A 21,448-nucleotide genomic window follows, 5' to 3' on the forward strand; every position below is an offset into this window, starting at 1 on the left:
AACCGGGCGCCGCGAACCTTGTCCTGAGGTTGCGCGGCGCTCGGCATTTCAGCCCGTCTCATCTGCGCAACCGGGCAGGCGAGGCGGAATTCCCAAGGGCAAACCGGTTGTGGAAGGCACGGGTCCGGGACTATGGTCACGCGTATGAAGATTCTGATTATCGAAGATGACCTTGAGGCCGCCGCCTATCTTGCGAAGGCGTTTCGGGAGGCGGGCATCGTCTCGGATCATGCCAGCGACGGCGAAAGCGGTCTGTTCATGGCCACCGAGAATAGCTACGACGTGCTCGTCATCGACCGGATGCTGCCGCGCCGTGATGGGCTGTCTGTAATTTCGGAATTGCGCCGCAAGGGTGTCCATACGCCCGTGCTTATCCTGTCGGCACTTGGTCAGGTCGATGATCGGGTCACCGGCCTGCGCGCCGGCGGCGACGACTATCTGCCCAAACCCTATGCCTTCAACGAGCTTCTGGCCCGGGTCGAGGTGCTTGGCCGCCGCAAGGGTGCGCCGGAGCAGGACATGGTCTATCGGGTGGGCGATCTGGAGCTCGACCGGCTGTCGCATACGGTGCGCCGGCAGGGCCGGGAGCTGCTGCTGCAACCGCGCGAATTCCGGCTGCTCGAATATCTGATGAAGAATGCCGGCCAGGTGGTGACGCGCACCATGCTGCTGGAGAATGTCTGGGACTATCATTTCGATCCGCAGACCAACGTCATCGACGTGCATGTGTCGCGGCTGCGCTCGAAGATCGAGAAGGATTTCGACCAGCCGCTGCTGCGCACGTTCGCGGTGCCGGTTACATGATCAAGGAAGACGGACGCACCGACGCATGAGCAGACTGCGCGTCCTTTTTCGCACGACCGCTGTTCGCCTCTCGGCGCTCTATCTTCTGCTTTTCTCACTCTGCGCCGCATTTCTGGTCTTCTACGTCACCGCCATGTCGCAGCGACTGCTGGAACAGCAGACGAAGGATGCAGTGACGGCGGAAGTCTCGCAGATCGAGGAGATCTACAGCCGGGCGGGCGTAAACGGATTGCTGCGGACACTGGAGCGCCGGGCGCGCCAGCCGGGCGCCAATCTTTACGTCATTGCCGGGCCGACCGGCGAAATCCTTGCCGGCAATGTTGCCTCGTTGCAGCCGGGGCTTCTGGACCAGGAGGGCTGGACGGGCGAAGCCTTCCGCTACCAGCGCTACACCGACGAAAGCCGCAAGGAAACCCATGTGGCGCTTGCACATGTTCTCGTTCTCGACAACGGGCTGCGCATTCTGGTCGGCCGCGACCTGCAGGAGCCCGAGAAATTTCGCGTGCTCGTCCGCCAGGCGCTGGTCGTCGCACTTGGCATCATGGGTATCGGCGCACTGATCATCTGGTTTGCCATCGGCCGCAATGCGCTGAAGCGGATCGACCGCATGTCGGATGCCAGCACGCGGATCATGGCGGGCGACCTGTCGCAGCGTTTGCCGATGAGCGGCTCCGGCGACGAATTCGACCGGCTGTCGGAATCGCTGAATGCTATGCTTGGGCGGATCGAGAAGCTGAACGAGGGGTTGCGGCAGGTTTCCGACAACATCGCCCATGACCTGAAGACGCCGTTGACGCGCCTGCGCAACAAGGCGGAGGCCGCGTTGGCGCACAAGGCGACGAATGCCGGCTACCGGGCATCGCTCGAGGAAATTATCGGCGAATCCGACCAGCTGATCCGCACCTTCAACGCGCTCCTGATGATTTCGCGCGTCGAGGCGGGCTCTGCGGCCGCGGAGATGAGCGATGTCAATCTATCCCAGAGCGTTGCCGACTGTGTCGAGCTTTACGAACCGGTGGCCGACGAGCAGGGTTTGACGCTCGAAGCGGAACTGCCGCCTGATATCCACGTGTCCGGCAATCGCGAACTGATCGGGCAGGCGCTAGGCAACCTGATCGACAACGCCATCAAATATTCCGAGGGCGGGGACAATCCGCTGATCAAGGTCAGCCTTGTGAAGCGGGATGGGGCAATCGCGGTCTCGGTGGCAGACCATGGACCCGGCGTCCCGGCGAACAAGCGCGGCGATGTGATCGGGCGTTTCGTGCGGCTGGATGAAAGTCGCAGCAAGCCCGGCACTGGTTTGGGGTTATCGCTTGTCGAAGCCGTGATGGAGATGCATCAGGGACGCCTGGAACTGAGCGACACGATACCGGGCGCCGAAAACAATCGCGGTTTGACCGCCAGCATGGTTTTCGGAGCGCCTTCCGGCTGATAGGCATGGGGAGCCGAAATCGGGAGTGGCGGGGAGGGTAACGATGCAGACGGATGCGCGACGTTTAACGGACATCGCCGCATGCGCCTTGCGGCCGATGAGCCAGACGGATGCGAAGTCCGTCCTCTCCAGCCTCAAGGACATGGCCAAGAGTCATTCGGAAATCGCCGACCTCCTGGCCTCGGAAACGCCGCTGAAGGACTTCATCATCGCAGCCCTTTCGCTATCGCCCTACCTGCGGGATACGGCAGTTTCCCAGCCGCAAGTGCTCGTTCGGGCTCTGGGGGGGGCGATCACGCTGCATCTGGATAAATGCATTCAAACGGCAAGGCATGCCTGGAAGGGTGATGCGGCCGGCAAGCCTTTGTCCGATGCCGAGATCATGACGCGGCTGAGAAATGCCAAGCGCGACATTGCCTTCGCCATGGCGCTCGCTGATCTCTCCCGATCGTTCGACGCACGGGAAACGACGCGATGGCTGAGCGAGTTCGCCGGTGCCGCCGTCTCGGCGACTGTCGATCATCTGCTGCTCAGCGCGCATGACAGCGGCAAGCTCAAGGTCGTCGATGTGGAGCGGCCGAGCGAACGGTCGGGTGTCGTGGTTCTTGGCATGGGTAAGCTCGGCGCCTTCGAGTTGAACTATTCCTCCGATATCGATCTCGTTGTCTTCTACGAGCCGCAGGCTCCACTGATCATCGATCCCCAAGATGCGCCGGAAACATTTGCCCGGTTGTTGCGCCGGCTGATCCGCATCCTGCAGGAGCGCACTGGTGACGGTTATGTCTTTCGCACCGACCTGCGCCTGCGGCCCGACCCCGGGGCGACGCCGCTCGCCATTCCGGTGGAGGCGGCGATGCTCTATTACGAGAGCAGGGGGCAGAACTGGGAGCGGGCGGCATTCATCAAGGCGCGCCCGGTTGCCGGCGATCTCAACGCCGGCGATGCCTTCCTGCGCGAACTGACGCCGTTCATGTTCCGCAAATATCTCGACTATGCGGCGATCGCCGACATTCACTCGATCAAGCGGCAGATCCATGCGCACAAGGGGCATGGCGAGATTGCAGTGAAGGGGCACAACATCAAGCTCGGCCGCGGCGGCATCCGGGAGATCGAGTTCTTCGTCCAGACGCAGCAGTTGATCGCCGGCGGGCGGATGCCGGAACTGCGGCTGCGCGCCACCGAGCCGATGCTCGAGGGATTGGCGCGGGCCAACTGGATCGATGCGAAAACGGCGGACGAACTGATTTCTGCCTATTGGTTCCTGCGCGATGTCGAGCATCGGGTCCAGATGGTCCGCGACGAGCAGACGCATGTGTTGCCGACAACGGAGGCGGAACTCAAGCGCATCGCCTATATGATGGGCTTTGCCGACGTTGCATCGTTTTCGACGGAACTGTCGCGCGTGCTGAAGACGGTGGAGCGTCGCTATGCCCAGCTTTTCGAGCAGGAGGCGAAGCTTTCGGCGGAGACGGGCAACCTCGTTTTCACCGGGCAGCGGGATGATCCCGACACGCTCGAAACCCTGAGGAAGCTCGGCTTCGAGCGGCCGCAGGATATTTCGCGGACAATCCGCACCTGGCACTACGGCCGATACCGCGCGACGCAGTCGGTGGAGGCGCGCGAACGGCTGACGGAATTGACGCCGCAGCTTCTGCGCGTCTTCGGAGAAAACAAGCGCGCCGACGAGGCATTGCTGCGTTTCGATCATTTCATTGCCGGTCTGCCGGCCGGTATCCAGCTTTTCTCGCTGCTCGGCAACAATCCGGGGCTGCTTTCGCTGATTGTCAACATCATGTCGTCCGCCCCGCGGCTGGCCGATATCATTGCCAGCAAGCCGCATGTCTTCGACGGCATGCTTGATCCGCGGCTGCTCGTCGAGCTGCCGACGCGCGACTATCTGGCGGAGCGCATCAACGGCTTCCTTTCCGGCGCGCGCCACTACGAGGACATTCTCGATCGATTGCGCATTACGGCTTCCGAGCAGCGGTTTCTGATTGGCATCCGCCTCCTGACAGGGGTGATCACGGGGGGGCAGGCGGGGTATGCGCTCACCGATCTTGCCGACCTTATCATTGCCGCGGCGCTCGACGCCGTGCTGCATGAGGTTGATGCCGCGCACGGCAAGTTTCCCGGTGGACGCGCAGCCGTCATCGGCATGGGCAAGCTCGGGAGTCACGAACTGACGGCCGGCTCCGATGTCGACATCATCCTGCTCTACGACCACGACGAGACGGCCACCGAATCCAATGGTCCAAAGCCGCTCGATTCCGTTCGCTATTTCACGCGCATCACGCAAAGGCTGATTTCTGCGCTCTCGGCACCCACCGCTGAAGGCGTGCTCTATGAAGTCGATATGCGGCTGCGCCCCTCGGGCAACAAGGGACCGGTCGCGACGCGCATCAATGCCTTCGCAAAATACCAGCGTGAAGAAGCCTGGACTTGGGAACACATGGCGCTTACCCGCGCTCGGGCTTTCTGCGGTGAGGACAGCCTGATTGCCGAGGCGAACACGATTTTTCGCGAAGTTCTCGGTCAACGCCGAGATGTTGCAAAGGTGACGGCGGATGTCGCCGAGATGCGCGGGCTGATCGACAAGGAAAAGCCGCCGAGCGATGTCTGGGATTTCAAGCTCATTCCGGGCGGACTGGTCGATATTGAATTCATTGCCCAATATCTCATGCTGATCGCACCGGCGCGGGGCAGCGATGTGCCGCCGAGCGGGACGTCGACTGCCGATGTCCTGCAGGCGCTTGGACCGGCTTTGATCTCGCCCGCCGACCTGGAGACCGTACAGGAGGCGCTTGCGCTGTTCACCAATCTCTCGCAGATCGTCCGGTTGTGCATCGAGAGCGATTTCGAGCTGAAGGATGCACCGGCCGGACTGATCGATCTTCTTTGCCGTGCAGCCGATGCGCCGGATGCCAAGGTGCTGGAGGCGGATATCCGCCGCCTCTCCAAGGCCGTGCGCCGGGTATTTCAGGCGACCATCAAGCCTTAGAGCACGGAACCTCGGCGCGCGCATCCGTATCGGGGATGCGCAGGGAGATGATCGTGCCGATGTTTTCCAACGAATAAATCCTCATCGCCCCGCCATGCAGGTTGGTCAGCGACCGTGAAATGGCAAGACCGAGGCCGGAGCCGCCCTTGCTCTTGGCATACTGGCTCTGCACCTGTTCGAACGGCTGTCCGATCTTCTGGAGCGCCGCCCGCGGAATGCCGATGCCGGTGTCGGCGATGGTCAGCGTCACGGCGCCTGCCACCTTTCGGGCACGCAGCGAGACTTTGCCGCCCTCATTGGTGAACTTGACGGCGTTCGACAGGAGATTGAGCAATATCTGCTTCATTGCGCGCCGATCGGCGACCAGTGTCAGGCCGGACGAGACCTGCTGATCGACGCAGATGTTCTTCTGTTTCGCCGGAATGGTGGTGAAGCGCAGCGTCTCCTCGATCAGCGGCGCGAGATCGATTGTTTCCCGGTTCATTTTCATCTGCCCGGCCTCGATCTTCGACATGTCGAGGATATCGTTGATGACGTTCAGCAGGTGTTTGCCGCTATCATGGATGTCGTGGGAATATTCGTCGTATTTCTCGGAACCCAGCGGGCCGAACATCTTGTTCTGCAGGATTTCGGAGAAGCCGAGAATGGCGTTCAGCGGCGTACGCAACTCGTGCGACATGTTGGCGAGGAATTCGGATTTCGCCCGGTTCGCTGCTTCCGCCCGTTCTTTTTCAGCCTGATAATTGGCATTGGCGACGGACAATTCCGCTTTCTGTCGCTCGAGCGTGATGCGTGAGGTCGAGAGATCGCCGATGGTTGCCATGAGACGGCGCTCGGATTCGCGCAGCCGCACCTGATGGCGTTTGAGCAGCGTGATGTCGGTGCCGACGGAGACCAAGCCGCCATCGCGGGTACGCCGGTCGTTGATCTGCAGCCAACGTTGGTCGGCGAGCTGGACTTCGGATGTCTGCGAATGGTTGGACCGGTCGGGGTCGGCGATCCGCCGCTCGATGATTGGTCGGGCTGCTGCTGCGTTGACGACGGAGCGTTCGGTGCCGGGCACCAGGACATGGTCGGGCAGCTTGTAAGCCTGCTGATAGTGGGTGTTGCACATGACAAGGCGGTCGTTCTTGTCCCAGAGCACGAAGGCCTCGGAGGTGCATTCGATGGCATCGGCCAGCCGCTGGTCAGCCTCGGCGTAACGCTGGGCGAGGCGATGCTGTTCGGTGACATCCATGGCGATGCCGATCAGGTGTACGCGGCCGGATGCAGTGCGAATGACCTGCGCGCGCGCCCTCATCCAGACATAGTGGCCTTCTGCGTGGCGCATCCGGAACACCTGGTCGATCTGCCGGGCATCTCCCTTGGCGATGGTGCGGGCGACCTTGTAGATGCTGCCGTCATCCGGATGCATCAACCGGGCGGCGTCGCCGAAGGACAGAACGCTGCTCTGCGGCGGCATGCCGAGCATTTCATACATCGACCGCGACCAGAAGAGGCGACGGTTGGGCATGTCGAAATCCCAAAGGCCGCAGCGGCCGCGCGAAAGCGCCGTTTCGACGCGCAGGTTGGATTCCGCAAAAATCTGGTCCGCGTCGCGGGCGCGCTTGGCCTGGATGTAATAGGCATAGAGCACGACAAGCAGGATGGCCGAAATACCGGCAAACAGCGTGACGTTCAGCGAAACCTCGTCCCGCCACAGCTTTTCGATCCGCGCCAGCGGCGTCGCGACGAGCAATGTTCCGGCGCCACCCGGTACCTGCATCAGCGCCACGACATGCTCGACGCCGCTGATGAAGGTCTTCATCACGGTCGAGCGCTCGCCAAAGTATTGAAAGGCGGCGATCTCCGGCGCCACTGCCGCAAGTGTGCGGCCGGTATAGACGGCGCCGTCCGGGGAACTCGCGAAAATCCGCCCATCATTGCGCATGGTCAAAACGAATGCGCCGGGTTCAAGCATATCCGGCGGAAGGAAGGCGTTCAGCCGCTGCTCGACATCCCATCTCTGCGCCTTGTCGAACAGGGCCACGCCGTTTTCCTGAAGGGCTGCACTTGCCGTCGCGGCGGCGAGCACCGTTGCCTGGCGCGAGCTCGCCTCCATGCGCGCATGTTCGACCATGATGCCGTTGACGCGGGAGATCGCAACGACGAGCAGAAAGGCAGTAATCAGGATCGGGATGGAGCGCTTCAGCAACGGCTCTGCGCGCGCAAGGCGCAGCGCTGCCGGCTCCTTAAAAATCCGTGCGTGCTGGATGACGCCCTTCTCCAGGTTCAGGAAACCTGGAAATTTTGGCCGCAACCGCTCACCGGCCGCGCGTCCCCGCTGCGCTTCCGCCATCTTCGTCAATTCTGTAGGTCCTCATGTGATTCGATGCGCCGCTCGCTCGAACCTGACCCAATGAATCAATTGTGATTCGGCTTGTCCAGAAGAAAATGTAAAACTTTATTAACCATTTATCGTCATTGGAAAATGATATTGTCGCAACCTGCGGGCGGCTGGAAACGGAAAAACCCCGCTATTGCGGGGTTTCGGCACTATCTGCTTGATAAATCCTAGCCTTTCAGCATCCGCTCGACGATGTCGCTGACATCGGCGGAAAGCTTTGCAGCGGCTGCGATTTCGCGAAGCGCGTTGCGCGCATGCTCGGCACGGACGTCCTCCAGCGACCGCCACGAGCGCATCGAGGTCAGGATGCGCGCGGCCAACTGCGGATTGCGTGGATCGATGTCGAGGATCTGACGAGCGAGGAAACGGTAGCCCTCGCCGTCGGCCCGGTTGAAGCCGGTCGGATTGGAGAAGGCGAAGGTGCCGACGAGAGCCCGGACCCGGTTCGGATTGGAACTGTTGAACAGCGGATCGGCCATCAGCGTCCTGACGCGGTCGAGCGCATCGGTCCCGGGGATCGTCGCCTGGACGGTAAACCACTTGTCGATGACCAGCGCATTGTCCGCGAAGCGTGACTTGAAGGCCGCAAGCGCTTCCGTCGTTTCGGCAGACTCTGGAAACCGATGGGCGAGGATCGTCAGCGCCTGGCTGAGATCGGTCATGTTGTTGGCGGATTTGAACGCATCGACGGCGCGGCCCGGCTGGTTCTCGGCATAGACGAGATAGGAGAGCGCGGTATTGCGCAGGGACCGGCGACCGGCGCTCGCCGCATCCGGGCTGAACGGGCCATCGACCACCATCTCGTCCACAAGCGTCGCAAATGTATCCCGCCCGGCCGCCGCGACGGCTGTCATGATCTGCTGGCGCCCCGCATGGATTGCGTCCGGGTCGTTGTTGCTGCCGATCTCGCGGGCAATATCGGCTTCGCTGGGCAGGGCCAGAGCCTGCGCGCGGAAGGCCGGTTCGAGCTTGCCGTCGGCCGCCGCTGCAAGGAGTGCCTCGATCAGGGCCTTGTCGCATTTTGCGGCCTCGTCGGCCTTGGCGCTGGCTGTCGCCGCGACGAGGTTCGGCAAGGCGAGGTCGTTCAAAGCCTGCCAGCGGGCGAACAGATCACTTTCGTATCTGGCGATATGGGCCCGATCGGCCGGCGTCTGCTCGAAATGCAGGTTGATCGGCGTGGAGAAATCGCGATTGAGCGACAGGACAGGACGCGAGACGATGCCGGTGAATGTGACGGTCTGCTTGCGCTCAACGAGGTGGAGGACGTCGCCCGTGACTTCAGCGCCGATGGCTGCGGAAAGGGCAGCCTCAGAGCCGTCCTCCAGCAACAGCCCGAGCCTGAGCGGAATATGCATCGGCTCTTTGGCGTTCTGCCCGGGCGTCGGCGGCACCATCTGCTCGAGCGACAGGGTGAAGGTTTGTTTGGTCGCGTCGTAGGCGGTCGAAGCGGTGACGAGCGGCGTGCCCGCCTGATGGTACCAGAGCGAGAACTGCGTCATGTCACGCTCGCTGACATCGGCGAAGCAGGCGACGAAATCCTCGATCGTTACCGCCTGTCCGTCGTGGCGGTCGAAATAGAGATCCATGCCTTTCTTGAAGAGGTCCGCTCCGAGCACCGTCGCGATCATTCGCGTGACTTCGCTGCCCTTCTCGTAGACGGTCGTCGTGTAGAAATTGTTGATTTCCCGATATTTTGTGGGGCGAACGGGATGGGCGAGGGGACCCGCGTCCTCCGGGAACTGTTCGGCCTTCAGGTGGCGAACTTCGGCGATGCGCTTGACCGGGCGCGAGCGCTGGTCGGCCGAAAATTCGTGATCGCGATAGACGGTCAGGCCTTCCTTGAGGCAGAGCTGGAACCAGTCGCGGCAGGTGATGCGGTTGCCGGTCCAGTTGTGGAAATATTCATGCGCGATGATCGCCTCGATATTGGCGTAGTCGGCATCGGTCGCGGTCTCGGGATCGGCAAGCACGTACTTGTCGTTGAAGACGTTCAGCCCCTTGTTCTCCATCGCGCCCATGTTGAAGTCGGAAACGGCGACGATCATGAAGATGTCGAGATCGTATTCGCGGCCGAAGACCTCCTCGTCCCACTTCATCGAGCGCTTGAGCGCGTCCATGGCATAGGTCGCGCGCGGCTCCTTGCCGTGCTCGACATAGATTTTCAGCGCGACTTCGCGGCCGGACATGGTCGCGAAGGTGCCTTCGACGACGCCGAGATCAGCGGCAACCAGTGCAAACAGGTAGCTCGGCTTGGGGTGCGGATCGAACCAGGCTGCGAAATGCCGGCCATCGCCCATACTGGCACCGCCGAGATAATTGCCGTTCGAAAGAAGCAGCGGCGCGGTTTGCTTGTCCGCAATGATGTTGACCGTGTAGACGGCAAGCACGTCCGGCCGGTCCGGGAAATAGGTGATGCGGCGGAAGCCCTCGGCCTCGCACTGCGTGCAATAGACATTGCTGGTGCGGTAGAGACCCATCAGCTTGGTGTTGGCTTCCGGGTTGAGCTCCGTCGTCACGGTGATCTCGAAGGGGGCTGTCGCGGGCAGGTTGCGGATGGTCAGCGTATCTTCCGTTGCCTCATAATTTGCCGCCGGAATCTCTTCTTGATCAAGCAGCAGACCGGTCATCTTCAACTCGTCGCCGTCGAGGATGAGCGGTGCATCCGCACTCACGCCCTCACGCCGGTGGAAGATCAGCCGTGCTTCGACCTTGGTTTCCTTTGGGTCAAGTTCAAAGGTGAGATCCACTCTCTCAAGGACGAAATCCGTCTGCCGATAGTCTTCCAGATGAATGATTTCGCCCGTATCTGTCCGCATTGTTTGTCCCGCTGGCATCTCCCGTTGTGTCATGCTCGGGAAGAGGCTTGGTCATCGTGAAGAGGCTGCGCGTTCTGCGGAGCTTCGGGGGTAGGAGCGTTCTTTTCGGTGGCCGGCGCTGTGTTCCAGTGTGTCCGATCTGTCCCGCACCCAGGTCTTGCATCAGAGACTTACGAAATTCGCCCTAACAATATTTAAATCAGGCGTGTCTTTTTGGCACAGATTGTGCAAATTTCCTGGCGGATGTTCGTGTTTGTTGACCCGCAGACGGATCGCAGCGCTTCTGCTGCTGGTTCCAGCGTAGGACATTGACGCGGAGGCATCAAATATTTCCGTCTCACATCAAGAAAATTGATCGCCCTTTCCGTTCATCGCGCGCTAGACTAATTCGGCCTAAGCGACGGATTCTCCGCTCGCATCCCCCCGCAGCCCGTCGTGCTTTTGGTTTTGGCCCGCTGCCGTCTTGTCCGCTGAGCGTGCCGCATATGGATGCCGAATTTTCTCACCCGATGAAGGGTATTTCCCTCAAGGTCCTGTCCGTACTGGTTTTCGTCTGCATGGCGACGCTGATCAAGGCGGCCGGTACAGGGATCGCCACGGGCCAGATCACCTTTTACCGCTCGGCCTTCGCCATGGTGCCGATCCTCGGTTACCTGGCTTTCAAGGGCCATCTGCGTACCGCCTTTCACACTAAGGATATTTTCGGCCATTTGGCGCGGGGCTTCATCGGCATCCTCTCCATGAGCTGCGGCTTTTATGGCCTGGTGCATCTGCCTCTGCCGGAAGCGATCGCCATCGGCTATGCGATGCCACTGCTCGCTGTCGTCTTCGCGGCAGTCTTTCTCAAGGAAACGGTGCGGGTCTACCGTTGGTCGGCGGTCCTGATCGGCCTTGTCGGCGTGATGATCATCACCTGGCCGCGCCTGACATTGCTGCGCGACGGCGGCTTCGGATCCGGTGAGGCGCTCGGCGCGTTGTCGGTGCTCTTGTCGGCGGCGCTCGGCGCCGTTGCCATGGTGCTGGTGCGAAAACTGGTCGCCAAGGAGCGCACGCACACCATCGTGCTTTATTTCTCCCTCTCGGCCTCCTGCTTCTCGCTGCTCACGCTGCCCTTCGGCTGGGAGCCGCTGCCGTGGAACTCCTTCCTGCTCCTTTTGGCGGCCGGTTTCTGCGGCGGCGTCGCGCAGATCCTGCTGACGCAGAGCTATCGTTACGCTGACATGTCGACGATTGCGCCCTTCGAATATACCTCGATCATCCTCGGCCTGATCATCGGGTATTTCCTCTTCGATGAAGTCCCGACCGGCGTGATGCTGATCGGCACCGCGATTGTGGTGGGTGCCGGCATCTTCATTATCTTCCGGGAACACCAACTGGGTCTTGAGCGCAAGGGTGCGCGAAAACACGTCACGCCGCAGGGATGACGAAAATCCCCTGGAAGGTGAAGATCAGGACGACGTGACTGGAGCCGTATCGTCCTCCACCAGTTCGGTCAGTCGCACTGCCTGGTTCATCGCATTCACCGCTTCCGTGCCCGGAGTGGGCACGGTGTTTGCCTGGAAATCGGTCTTTGCGACCAGGCCGTCCTTTTGGCTGCGCTGGGCGATGCGCCAGGCAGCATAGGCCGCGTAGAGCGCAAAATAGACGGCGAGCAGCACGAAAAGCGCCGGTGGGCCGAACCAGTCCATCACCGGTCCCACCATCAGCGGGCCTGAAATCGTACCGATACCATAGGTGATCATCATGCCCGAGGAGACCTCGACATATTCGTTCGGTCGGGCAAGGTCGTTGGCATGGGCGACGTTGAGCGCATAGATCGGAAACAGCACCGAACCGACGCAGGCCGCGACGACGTAGAGGACAAGCGGGGTGGCGCCGACGAACGCCACCATGGCGAGGCACGACACGACGCCGAAGATGCCGCAGGCAACCATGACGATGCGCCTATCCATCCTGTCGGACGCTCGCCCGATCGGAATCTGGGAGAAGGCGCTCCCCGTCAGCAGGGCTGCCAGAAGCGTGGCGCCCTCGGCGGTCGAGAGGCCGATTTTCTGGGTGAAGACGCCGCCGAGATTGAGCCAGGCACCGGCCATGGCACCGGCAAGGAAGGCGCCGACGACCGCGACCGGTGAGCGGCGGAAAAGGCCCGGCACGTCGAAATTGGCCTGTGCCGGCGGCGCCGGCATGGCGGATGAGGATAGTGCCGTCGGCAAAAGCGCGAGCGAAAACAGGACGCCGCAGAGAATAAAGAGCGAGGAATTCGTCGGATCGCCCAACGGCACGAGATATTGCCCGCCGATCGTCCCGACCATGGTTGTGATCAGATAGACCGAAAACAGCATGCCGCGATTTTCGTTGGTCACCCGCTCGTTCAGCCAGCTCTCGATGACGAGGTAACTTCCCGAAATGGCAAAGCCGGAGATGGCGCGAAAGAAGATCCAGGCGCGCCAGTCGACGACCAGGCCGCACATCAGAATGGCGATGCTGAGCAGCGTGATCAGGGCGGCAAAGACCCGGACATGGCCGACGCGCGCGACGAATTTCGGCGTAACGATGCAGGAGAGGGTGAAGCCGAGCGTATAGCCGGTGGCGATCAGCGAGATGATCAGCGTCGACCAGCCTTCTGCCACCGAGCGCACCGGCAGAACATAGCTCGCCAAGCCGAAGCCGATCATCATCAAGAGCGTCGACAGGATCAGGCTGAACACGGATCTGAGGCTGGTCAGCATGAACGCTCCCCGGGCGCATTCGCCGGCTGCTTGATCGTTGTCAAGCGGTCAGGCGGGCGCTGAAAACAGGTTGGAGCGGATTGCGCGGTCAGAACGGTTGGAATTGCACGGCATGCCGCCCTTGAGTTTGAAGGACGAGTGTGGCTCTAACCAATTTCTCCTGCGCTGTCGATTGCGACAGGGTTTGGCGCAGATCAGGAGATCGACGTCTGTGTCTGAGACAAACTACTTCGGCAGCAGCGCGCTGATGGCGTGCCGGTCTGCCTGTTTCGCAGGGGCATCGATGCTCAGGCGGCTATATTCACGCGAGGCGCGCACGGCGGTCCCGATGTCTGCGACGGTTTCTATCAGGGCGCGGATGGAAGCGGACATGAACGGGACTTTCGAAATCTTGGCAAGACGGCCGCGCGCAGGCGCGGCCTCAAATTAACGCTGGATGAATTCGGAAAAGATTTGCACCGGGCGCGTGGTGCGGCCGTAACCTGCGGCAGTCATCTGTTCGTTCGCAGCCGAGCCGAAGCTGGCGAAGGGCGTGCGAAGCGGAGAGCCGGCTTGGCGGAGCGTCTCGAAGCCGCTATGCAGAGGACGAAAACGGGCGGTCATGGTTCAATTCCTTATTCCAGTCCTCCCGTGACCTTATATTGCGACGCAGCATCGATTCCGCAATGCATCATTTCGCGTTGCTGATATGCGTAGGCCGCATGGCTCTCTTCATTGTTTGTTCACAAATCAGGCAGACGGCCGTTGAGAAACTCTTAACCACGAATCCGGGCGCGAAACGCCAGCAGGTCCTGCCAGGCGAGTCGCTTGCTGGCTGGGGCCGACATCAGATCCTGCGGATGCAGCGTGGCAAGGGCAGGAACGGTTGTGCCGCCAACTGCGATATCGCGCCATTCGCCGCGCATGTGGTGGATGGTGTCGTTGCCGCCGAAGAAGAAACGGCCGGCGAAATTGCCGAGAATGAGCAGATGCCGGGGCTCGGCGAGCATGATCTGGCGCTCGATGAATGGCCGGCAGATATCGGTCTCGCGCGGCGAGGGCACCCGGTTTCCCGGTGGCCGCCAGGGAATGACGTTGGTGAGCAGCACGGACGTCCGGTCAAGCCCGATCGCCGCCAGCATGCGGTCCAGCATCTGTCCCTGCTTTCCGGAAAAGGGAATGCCGTCCCGGTCGTCGTCGCCGTTCGGCATCGGGCCGATCACCATGATCCCGGACGACGGGTTTCCGTCGGCAAACACCATGTTGCGAGCGCTGTTTCTGAGGTTGCAGCCCGAAAATGCCTCCATGGCGCTCTTCAATTCGCCGAGCGAGCGGGCCGACTCGGCCGCGAAACGGGCCTCGGCGATGGCCTGCTCGTCGGGGATGGCCATTTGCGGGACGGCGGCCGGTGCCGCGGCCATGCGATTGCCAGACGGGCTGGACGTGTCCCGGTTTGTTGATGGGCGTGGCGTGTCGCTCTGTGCGGAGGTCTGCGTTTTTTGCACGGCTTGCGAGCCGATGTTGCCACGCGCCGCTTTTGCTTGCGCGAACTCGGCGAAACGATCGACGGGATCCCGTTCCAGCAGCCATTCGACGCCCGCTTCCGCATGGAAATGCAGAAGGGCGGCAAGTTCGGCCGGGGTCATCCTGTCGCTGGAGATCATGTTCTCTCTTCTACAGAAGGGTGGATCACCCGGAAAGCGGAAAAGTCGCCGCGTCCTCAGCCATTTCAGGCAGCCATCGCCGTCCAGCGTTCTATATCGTCGCGCTCGCCGATCAGCGCCAATCCATGGGCGATCGACAGCAGTTCGCCGCCGCTTTCGATGCGGTCGCTGGCGAAGCGGTTTTCGAAAAGGCGGCGAATGGCGGGCACGAAGGACGTGCCACCGGTCAAAAACACCTTGTCGATGCTGCCGGCGGGTGTGTTCGTCGTCATCAGAACCTCGTCCAGCGCCTCCTCGATCCGCGCCAGGTCGGGCGCGATCCAGCTTTCGAAATCGCTGCGGCGCACCGTCTGCCGGCTCCTTTCGCCGAGCGGCGCGAAGTAAAACTCGGTTTCCTCCTCGCGCGACAGCCACATCTTGGCGGCGGAGACCGCCTGGTACAGCGGGTAGCCCTCATCGTGCTCGACGAGATCGACGAAGGCCTCGAGCTTTTCCGGCTCGACGGCCGAGCGCACCAGCTGCTTCAGATCGGTAAAATCCTTCAGCGTCTTGAAGATCGACAGCTGGTTCCAGCGGCCGAAATTGGCATAGTAGCTGGAGGGCACGTCGAGCAGCTTGTCGAAGCTCTTGAACTGGCTGCCCTTACCGATCAGCGGCGAAACGACATTGTCGATGATGCGGAAGTCGAAATGATCGCCGGCGACGCCAACGCCGGAATGGCCGACCGGCACGGCCGTCAGCTCTCCCCCGTGGCTTTCGAAGCGGATGATCGAATAGTCCGTCGTGCCGCCGCCGAAGTCGGCGACCAGCACGGTCGCATCCTTCTTCAGGTTCTGGGCAAAGTAAAACGCCGCCGCCACCGGCTCGTAGACATAATGAACCTCGGGAAAGTCGAACGAGGACAGCGCCCGGTCGTACCGTTCCAGCGCCAGCGATTCGTCCGGGTTGCTGCCGGCGAAACGCACCGGCCGGCCGACGACGATGCGGCCGTAATCCTGTTTCCAGCCATCGCCCGCATAGTCGGCGATCCGGGTGAGGAAAGACCGCATCAGGTCCTCGAAGCCATGGCGCCGGGCAAAGATCAGCGTGCCCTGGAAGAGGGGGCTCGCGGCAAAGGTCTTGATCGATTGCAGGAAACGCGCTTCGCCGGGATTGTCGATGAACTGCTGGATCGCCGCCTGTCCGGCCTCGATCTTCACTGCCGCAGCACCCAGCTGCGCGTGCTTCATGAAGGACAGGGCGGTGCGCATGGAATCATTGGTTCCGGCCGCGCTGGTAAAGCTCAGCGATTGCGTCGCGTCGCCATGCGAGGCGGCGAGCACGGAATTGGTGGTGCCGAAATCGAAGCCGAGGGCCTTTGCCATTGAGTGTCTCCAATGCTGGTCAGTGCATGTCCTTCGGCCCCGCGCGTCGAAACGCCGCATCGTCAAGACTGACGCCGGACATCGCTTGCAGGGATCGGGATAGGGTGCATCCGCCGAGTGCGAATGCGTTACGCATTTTGAAGCGCGCCTCCTCGCACGGGGAGAGGGCAAAAGCAAGGCACGGCTGGATTTCGAGGCTTTGAAGATCAGCCTTGAAGACAGGATCCAGCTCGCGCAGGAACAGACCGTCGCCTTGGCTCAGCATCGGTAGATTTTGACGTTTACGTCTACGTTATATATTATGCTCGCGGAGTGCATGACGTCATGCGCAATTCGCAGGCCCACTGTCGCAGACCGGCTCGACAAGGTTTCCTGTATTTGTCATGACGGAGCTTAAGAATTGGGAACAAACCGGATAAAAACGCCGGGGCAGGACTGGAGACAATCAAATGAGCGACGCGATGGAATTGCCCGAGCGCGAAAGCATGGAATTCGACGTGGTGATCGTCGGCGCGGGTCCGGCCGGTCTTTCTGCCGCCATCCGTCTGAAACAGGTCAATCCGGAGCTTTCGATCGTCGTCCTCGAAAAGGGCGCCGAAGTCGGTGCGCATATCCTGTCGGGCGCCGTCGTCGATCCGATCGGCATCGACCGGCTGTTGCCCGGCTGGCGCTCGGAGGAGGGGCATCCCTTCAAGACCGAGGTGACGGACGACCAGTTCCTGCTGCTTGGCCCGGCCGGCTCGATCCGCCTGCCGAACTTCGCCATGCCGCCCTTGATGAACAATCACGGCAACTACATCGTCTCGCTCGGTCTCGTCTGTCGGTGGCTGGCCGAAAAGGCCGAAGCGCTGGGCGTCGAGATCTATCCGGGCTTTGCCGCGACCGAAGTGCTCTACAATGAGAGCGGTGCCGTCATCGGTGTCGCGACCGGCGACATGGGCATCGAGAAGAATGGCGAGCCGGGTCCGAATTTCGCGCGCGGCATGGAACTGCTCGGCAAATATACGCTGATCGGCGAGGGCGTGCGTGGATCGCTCGCCAAGCAGCTGATCGCCAAATACGATCTTTCCAGGAACCGCGAACCGCAAAAATTCGGCATCGGCATCAAGGAACTCTGGCAGGTCAAGCCCGAGAACCACAAGCAGGGTCTGGTGCAGCACTCCTTCGGCTGGCCGCTCGGCATGAAGACCGGCGGCGGCTCGTTCCTCTATCATCTCGAAGACAATCTGGTCGCCGTCGGCTTCGTCGTCCACCTCAACTACAAGAACCCCTATCTCTATCCCTTCGAGGAATTCCAGCGCTTCAAGACGCATCCGGCCATCCGCGGCACCTTCGAGGGCGGCAAGCGCCTGTCCTATGGCGCCCGCGCCATCACCGAAGGTGGCTATCAGTCGGTGCCGAAACTCTCCTTCCCGGGCGGTGCGCTGATCGGCTGTTCCGCCGGCTTCGTCAACGTGCCGCGCATCAAGGGCAGCCACAACGCTGTGCTGTCCGGCATCCTCGCTGCCGAAAAGCTTGCGGACGCGATCGCCAGCGGCCGGGCCAATGACGAGGTCATCGAGATCGAGAACGGCTGGCGCGACAGCGCCATCGGCCAGGATCTGAAGAGGGTCCGCAACGTCAAGCCACTGTGGTCGAAGTTCGGCACCGCGATCGGCGTCGCGCTCGGCGGCCTCGACATGTGGACGAATACGCTGTTCGGCTTCTCCTTCTTCGGCACACTGAAGCACGGAAAAACCGACGCGCAGTCGCTGGAACCGGCGTCGATGCACAAGCCGATCGCCTATCCGAAACCCGACGGCGTCTTGACCTTCGACCGCCTCTCCTCGGTGTTCCTGTCAAACACCAACCACGAGGAAGACCAGCCGGTGCATCTGAAGGTCAAGGACATGGACCTGCAGAAGCGCTCCGAGCACGACATCTACGCCGGACCTTCCACCCGCTACTGTCCGGCCGGTGTCTACGAATGGGTGGAAAAGGACGGGCAAAACGTCTTCGTCATCAACGCCCAGAACTGCGTCCACTGCAAGACCTGCGACATCAAGGATCCCAACCAGAACATCAACTGGGTGCCGCCGCAGGGCGGCGAAGGGCCGGTCTATCCGAATATGTGACCATCGGACGGTCGAAACAAGCGGGTCGGGAAGATCGGGGTCGTCGTGTAGCGAAGCCGCTCTCCGGCCTTTTTCTTGTTTGCGCTGAGACAAGGAAGACGAAGCCGCGCTGATGCCGCTTCCAATGTTCGCAGCGCTTAACCGGCTATTAACCATGTTTTCCGTAATTTCGGTTGTATCAACCAGATATTAAGGAACGTCTCATGTCGCTCACCCGCCGTGGCCTGCTTCTGAGCATATCTGGTCTTCTTTCCGGCTGTACCGTCAGCGGACCGAGCCATCGCGCCAACTATGCTGCCTTGTCGGACGAACGGTTCCCGTTGCCTGCCATGCCACTTGAAAGGATCAAGCCGGAATTGCGGCGGCAGGAGGTGGTTTACGAGACCCAATATGACGCCGGCACCATCGTCATCGATACGCCGGCGCGCCGGCTCTATTATGTTCTCGGCGAGGGAAGGGCGATGCGCTACGGCATCGGCGTCGGGCGCGAGGGCTATGCGCTCGCAGGTTCGGCCTATATCGGACGCAAGGCGGAATGGCCGAGCTGGACGCCGACGGGCAACATGATCCGCCGCGATCCCGAGCGGAACTTGAGATATGCCGGCGGCGTGTCTGGTGGGCCGCACAATCCGCTCGGTGCCCGCGCCGTCTATCTCTACCGGAACGGCAAGGACACCATGTTCCGCATCCACGGCACCAACCAACCGCAGACCATTGGCCAGGCCATGTCGAGCGGCTGCGTCCGCATGCTCAATCATGATGTTGTCGATCTCTATGAACGCGTCGCGGTCGGCGGCCGGGTGATCGTGCTGCAGGCCTGATCGCCGTTAAAATTTAATCGTTTCAAAATATTAGCGGGTGTCGATCGGCGCCCGTGCACTATTGTTTTTGTACCCCGCCGCGATAAATGTCACTGGAATGGCGCAGGTGGAACAGGCGCAGGCGCAGCCTGAGCGGTATTCCTCTCCGCAGCTGCAAAATTTGACCATGGAGGCATGCGGGAACCTATCCCGCCTGTCCGGATCATGAGGCCGGTTGCGGCGGTGCTGCCGGACCTCGTGGGCGTCATACACCGCCTTCTAAAGAGGGAACGACATGAAACATCTCCTTGCAACGACCAGCCTTGCCTTCGGCCTGCTGGCGCTCGGCAACGCGGCCTCGGCAGCCGAATGCGGCGACGTGACGATCGCCAGCATGAACTGGCAGAGCGCCGAGGTTCTGGCGAGCCTCGACAAGTTCATTCTCACCGAAGGCTACGGCTGTAACGCGGAAATCATCGTCGGTGATACCGTGCCGACGATCACCTCGATGATCGAAAAGGGCGAGCCGGACGTCGCTCCGGAAGGTTGGGTCGATCTGCTCCCCGACGTCGTCAATCGCGGCATTGAGGAAGGAAAGCTGGTCGGCGCAGCGGTGGCGTTGTCCGATGGCGGCGTGCAGGGCTGGTGGATTCCGAAATACATCGCTGACGCCCACCCCGATATAAAGACGATCGACGACGCATTGAAGCATCCTGAACTCTTCCCGGACCCGGAAGACAAGAGCAAGGGCGCCGTGCACAACGGTCCGCAGGGTTGGGGCGGCACGGTTGTCACCTCGCAGCTCTACAAGGCTTATGGCGGCGAAGCTGCCAACTTCAGCCTGCTGGACACCGGCTCCGCCGCCGGCCTCGACGGTTCGATCGCCAAGGCCTACGAAGGCAAGGAAGGCTGGGTCGGTTATTACTGGGCGCCGACGGCACTCCTTGGCAAATATGCGATGGTCAAGCTTGAGCACGGTGTTCCGGCGGACGCGGCCGAATGGAAACGCTGCAACACGGTTGCCGAATGTGCGGATCCGAAGAAGAACGACTGGCCGAAGGACAAGGTCCAGACGCTGGTTACCAAGAGCTTTGCCGACCGCGCCGGCGAGGATGTCATGGCCTATCTCAACAAGCGTGCCTGGACGAACGATACGGTCAACGGTCTGATGGCCTGGATGACCGACAACCAGGCAAGCGGTGACGATGGCGCCAAGCATTTCCTAAAGGAAAACGAAGCACTTTGGACGCCGTGGGTCTCTCCGGAGGCTGCCGAGAAGATCAAGGCTGCTCTCTGATCGTGTGACGGGCCGGCGCGCCACAGTGGCCCGCCGGCCTTCTGTTTCTGCGGCGCCCGGCTCGAGGAATGGCCGGCGTCGATGCATAACGAATAAGGGGACCGGCATGGATTGGCTCACCAAATTTCCGCACATGAACGACGATTCGCTGCGCAATCTGAAAAAGGTGATCGATGAAGGCTTTCGCGCCTTCACCCGTGCCTATGGCGATGTGATCGAGGGGTTCTTCGAGCCGCTGCAGTTCTTTCTTATCCACTCCGAACGCTTCATGACGCGCACGCCCTGGCCGATCATCCTGGTCTTGGTCGCCCTGGTCGCGTGGTTTGCGAGCCGGAACCGGAAGATCGTCGCCGCCTGCGTCGCGACGCTGCTGGCCATCGGCTATTTCGACATGTGGGACGATACGATGAAGACCATATCGATGATTTTCGTCTGTACGGTGCTCTCGATCGCGATCGGCATCCCGATCGGCATTGCCATGTCGCGGTCCGATCGGCTGCAAAACACGGTCAATCCGGTGCTCGACGTGATGCAGACCATGCCGAGCTTCGTTTATCTGATCCCCGTCGTCATGCTTCTCGGCATCGGCAAGGTGCCTGGCCTCATCGCCGTCGTCATCTATGCGATCCCACCGATGATAAGGCTCACCAATCTGGGTATTCGTCTTGTCGACAAGGATGTGCTCGAGGCCGCCGACGCCTTCGGCTCCTCCAATTGGCAGAAGCTGAAGAACGTGCAGATGCCGCTCGCGCTGCCCACCATCATGGCTGGCATCAACCAGACGATCATGATGGCGCTTGCCATGGTGGTCATCGCCTCCATGATCGGGGTGCAGGGCCTCGGCCAGCCTGTTCTCAAGGCCATTGCCAACCAGTATTTCACGCTCGGCATTTTCAACGGTCTGGCGATCGTCGGTATCGCGATCATCTTCGACCGGGTGAGCCAGGCGTACGGACAAAGGCTGCAGCGCCACCGTGAAATCATTCACGGTTGACCGTGGAAAACACGGAAACGCCGCCAGCGGAGGGCTGGCGGCGTTTCCGGCCTTCAGGACTGATGGGG

The 21,448-nt window shown here is 61.3% G+C and carries 15 protein-coding genes and 1 pseudogene; 8 read left to right on the forward strand and 8 right to left on the reverse strand.

All coding sequences use genetic code 11. From position 1 onward, the window contains the following. The first annotated feature begins 132 nt into the window (after nt 1–132). From WI754_RS11495 to WI754_RS11505, 3 genes and pseudogenes are all read left to right on the forward strand, one after another. Nucleotides 133–833, forward strand: a pseudogene (locus WI754_RS11495) (response regulator transcription factor). Then, complete coding sequence (locus WI754_RS11500; RefSeq protein WP_349433512.1) at nt 830–2,239, forward strand: ATP-binding protein; 1,410 nt, start codon at nt 830–832, stop codon at nt 2,237–2,239. Before WI754_RS11495 ends, WI754_RS11500 begins: the two are co-directional and overlap by 4 nt. A gap of 43 nt (nt 2,240–2,282) precedes the next feature. Next, complete coding sequence (locus WI754_RS11505; protein WP_349433514.1) at nt 2,283–5,237, forward strand: bifunctional [glutamine synthetase] adenylyltransferase/[glutamine synthetase]-adenylyl-L-tyrosine phosphorylase; 2,955 nt, start codon at nt 2,283–2,285, stop codon at nt 5,235–5,237. On the opposite strand, the gene WI754_RS11510 is transcribed toward WI754_RS11505, so the two are convergent. After that, nucleotides 5,227–7,584: an ATP-binding protein gene (locus WI754_RS11510; RefSeq protein WP_349433515.1), complete on the reverse strand. Its 2,358-nt coding sequence runs from the start codon at nt 7,582–7,584 to the stop codon at nt 5,227–5,229. The two genes, WI754_RS11505 and WI754_RS11510, sit on opposite strands and share 11 nt — an antisense overlap. A 206-nt stretch (nt 7,585–7,790) precedes the next feature. Continuing rightward, nucleotides 7,791–10,439: an aminopeptidase N gene (pepN, locus tag WI754_RS11515; protein ID WP_349433516.1), complete on the reverse strand. Its 2,649-nt coding sequence runs from the start codon at nt 10,437–10,439 to the stop codon at nt 7,791–7,793. Nucleotides 10,440–10,924: 485 nt separating this feature from the next. Here pepN and WI754_RS11520 point away from each other — a divergent pair, with 485 nt between their 5' ends. Further along, the gene (locus WI754_RS11520; protein WP_349433517.1) at nt 10,925–11,863 is read left to right on the forward strand and encodes a DMT family transporter; all 939 of its coding nucleotides are present in this window, start codon (nt 10,925–10,927) and stop codon (nt 11,861–11,863) included. Nucleotides 11,864–11,887: 24 nt separating this feature from the next. Here the strand turns inward: WI754_RS11520 and WI754_RS11525 are convergent, their stop codons facing one another. The 6 genes from WI754_RS11525 to WI754_RS11550 form a co-directional block, all read right to left on the reverse strand. Further along, nucleotides 11,888–13,168: an MFS transporter gene (locus tag WI754_RS11525; protein ID WP_349433518.1), complete on the reverse strand. Its 1,281-nt coding sequence runs from the start codon at nt 13,166–13,168 to the stop codon at nt 11,888–11,890. 225 nt (nt 13,169–13,393) lie between these two features. After that, complete coding sequence (locus WI754_RS11530) at nt 13,394–13,540, reverse strand: hypothetical protein (RefSeq protein ID WP_349433519.1); 147 nt, start codon at nt 13,538–13,540, stop codon at nt 13,394–13,396. A gap of 54 nt (nt 13,541–13,594) precedes the next feature. Next, on the reverse strand, nt 13,595–13,771 hold the full coding sequence (locus WI754_RS11535; protein WP_349433521.1) for a hypothetical protein: 177 nt from the start codon (nt 13,769–13,771) through the stop codon (nt 13,595–13,597). Nucleotides 13,772–13,923: 152 nt separating this feature from the next. Then, the gene (locus tag WI754_RS11540; protein ID WP_349433522.1) at nt 13,924–14,811 is read right to left on the reverse strand and encodes a uracil-DNA glycosylase; all 888 of its coding nucleotides are present in this window, start codon (nt 14,809–14,811) and stop codon (nt 13,924–13,926) included. Nucleotides 14,812–14,876: 65 nt separating this feature from the next. After that, the gene (locus WI754_RS11545) at nt 14,877–16,175 is read right to left on the reverse strand and encodes an Hsp70 family protein (RefSeq protein ID WP_349433523.1); all 1,299 of its coding nucleotides are present in this window, start codon (nt 16,173–16,175) and stop codon (nt 14,877–14,879) included. Nucleotides 16,176–16,194: 19 nt separating this feature from the next. Then, nucleotides 16,195–16,440 carry a hypothetical protein gene (locus WI754_RS11550; RefSeq protein WP_349433524.1) on the reverse strand — a complete coding sequence of 82 codons (246 nt, stop codon included), beginning with the start codon at nt 16,438–16,440 and terminating at the stop codon, nt 16,195–16,197. Between the two features lie 184 nt (nt 16,441–16,624). On the opposite strand from WI754_RS11550, the gene WI754_RS11555 reads away from it, so the two are divergent. The 4 genes from WI754_RS11555 (at nt 16,625) to WI754_RS11570 (ending at nt 21,380) form a co-directional block, all read left to right on the forward strand. Beyond that, on the forward strand, nt 16,625–18,289 hold the full coding sequence (locus tag WI754_RS11555) for an electron transfer flavoprotein-ubiquinone oxidoreductase (protein WP_349433525.1): 1,665 nt from the start codon (nt 16,625–16,627) through the stop codon (nt 18,287–18,289). 203 nt (nt 18,290–18,492) lie between these two features. After that, nucleotides 18,493–19,110 carry a L,D-transpeptidase gene (locus tag WI754_RS11560; RefSeq protein WP_349433526.1) on the forward strand — a complete coding sequence of 206 codons (618 nt, stop codon included), beginning with the start codon at nt 18,493–18,495 and terminating at the stop codon, nt 19,108–19,110. 274 nt (nt 19,111–19,384) lie between these two features. Further along, complete coding sequence (locus tag WI754_RS11565) at nt 19,385–20,386, forward strand: ABC transporter substrate-binding protein (RefSeq protein WP_349433527.1); 1,002 nt, start codon at nt 19,385–19,387, stop codon at nt 20,384–20,386. Nucleotides 20,387–20,492: 106 nt separating this feature from the next. Further along, a complete protein-coding gene (locus WI754_RS11570) occupies nt 20,493–21,380 on the forward strand; it encodes a proline/glycine betaine ABC transporter permease (protein ID WP_349433529.1) in 888 nt (295 codons plus the stop codon). Nucleotides 21,381–21,448 lie beyond the last annotated feature (68 nt).

The organism is Pararhizobium sp. A13, from assembly GCF_040126305.1.
GTDB lineage: Bacteria > Pseudomonadota > Alphaproteobacteria > Rhizobiales > Rhizobiaceae > Pararhizobium.

Bases quoted from the DNA above. Each gene is read 5' to 3' on its own strand.
- WI754_RS11500 (WP_349433512.1), top strand. From the start codon at position 830: ATGAGCAGACTGCGCGTCCTTTTTCGCACGACCGCTGTTCGCCTCTCG.
- WI754_RS11505 (WP_349433514.1), top strand. From the start codon at position 2,283: ATGCAGACGGATGCGCGACGTTTAACGGACATCGCCGCATGCGCCTTG.
- pepN (WP_349433516.1), bottom strand. From the start codon at position 10,439: ATGCGGACAGATACGGGCGAAATCATTCATCTGGAAGACTATCGGCAG.
- WI754_RS11520 (WP_349433517.1), top strand. From the start codon at position 10,925: ATGGATGCCGAATTTTCTCACCCGATGAAGGGTATTTCCCTCAAGGTC.
- WI754_RS11525 (WP_349433518.1), bottom strand. From the start codon at position 13,168: ATGCTGACCAGCCTCAGATCCGTGTTCAGCCTGATCCTGTCGACGCTC.
- WI754_RS11530 (WP_349433519.1), bottom strand. From the start codon at position 13,540: ATGTCCGCTTCCATCCGCGCCCTGATAGAAACCGTCGCAGACATCGGG.
- WI754_RS11535 (WP_349433521.1), bottom strand. From the start codon at position 13,771: ATGACCGCCCGTTTTCGTCCTCTGCATAGCGGCTTCGAGACGCTCCGC.
- WI754_RS11540 (WP_349433522.1), bottom strand. From the start codon at position 14,811: ATGATCTCCAGCGACAGGATGACCCCGGCCGAACTTGCCGCCCTTCTG.
- WI754_RS11545 (WP_349433523.1), bottom strand. From the start codon at position 16,175: ATGGCAAAGGCCCTCGGCTTCGATTTCGGCACCACCAATTCCGTGCTC.
- WI754_RS11550 (WP_349433524.1), bottom strand. From the start codon at position 16,440: ATGCTGAGCCAAGGCGACGGTCTGTTCCTGCGCGAGCTGGATCCTGTC.
- WI754_RS11555 (WP_349433525.1), top strand. From the start codon at position 16,625: ATGAGCGACGCGATGGAATTGCCCGAGCGCGAAAGCATGGAATTCGAC.
- WI754_RS11560 (WP_349433526.1), top strand. From the start codon at position 18,493: ATGTCGCTCACCCGCCGTGGCCTGCTTCTGAGCATATCTGGTCTTCTT.
- WI754_RS11565 (WP_349433527.1), top strand. From the start codon at position 19,385: ATGAAACATCTCCTTGCAACGACCAGCCTTGCCTTCGGCCTGCTGGCG.
- WI754_RS11570 (WP_349433529.1), top strand. From the start codon at position 20,493: ATGGATTGGCTCACCAAATTTCCGCACATGAACGACGATTCGCTGCGC.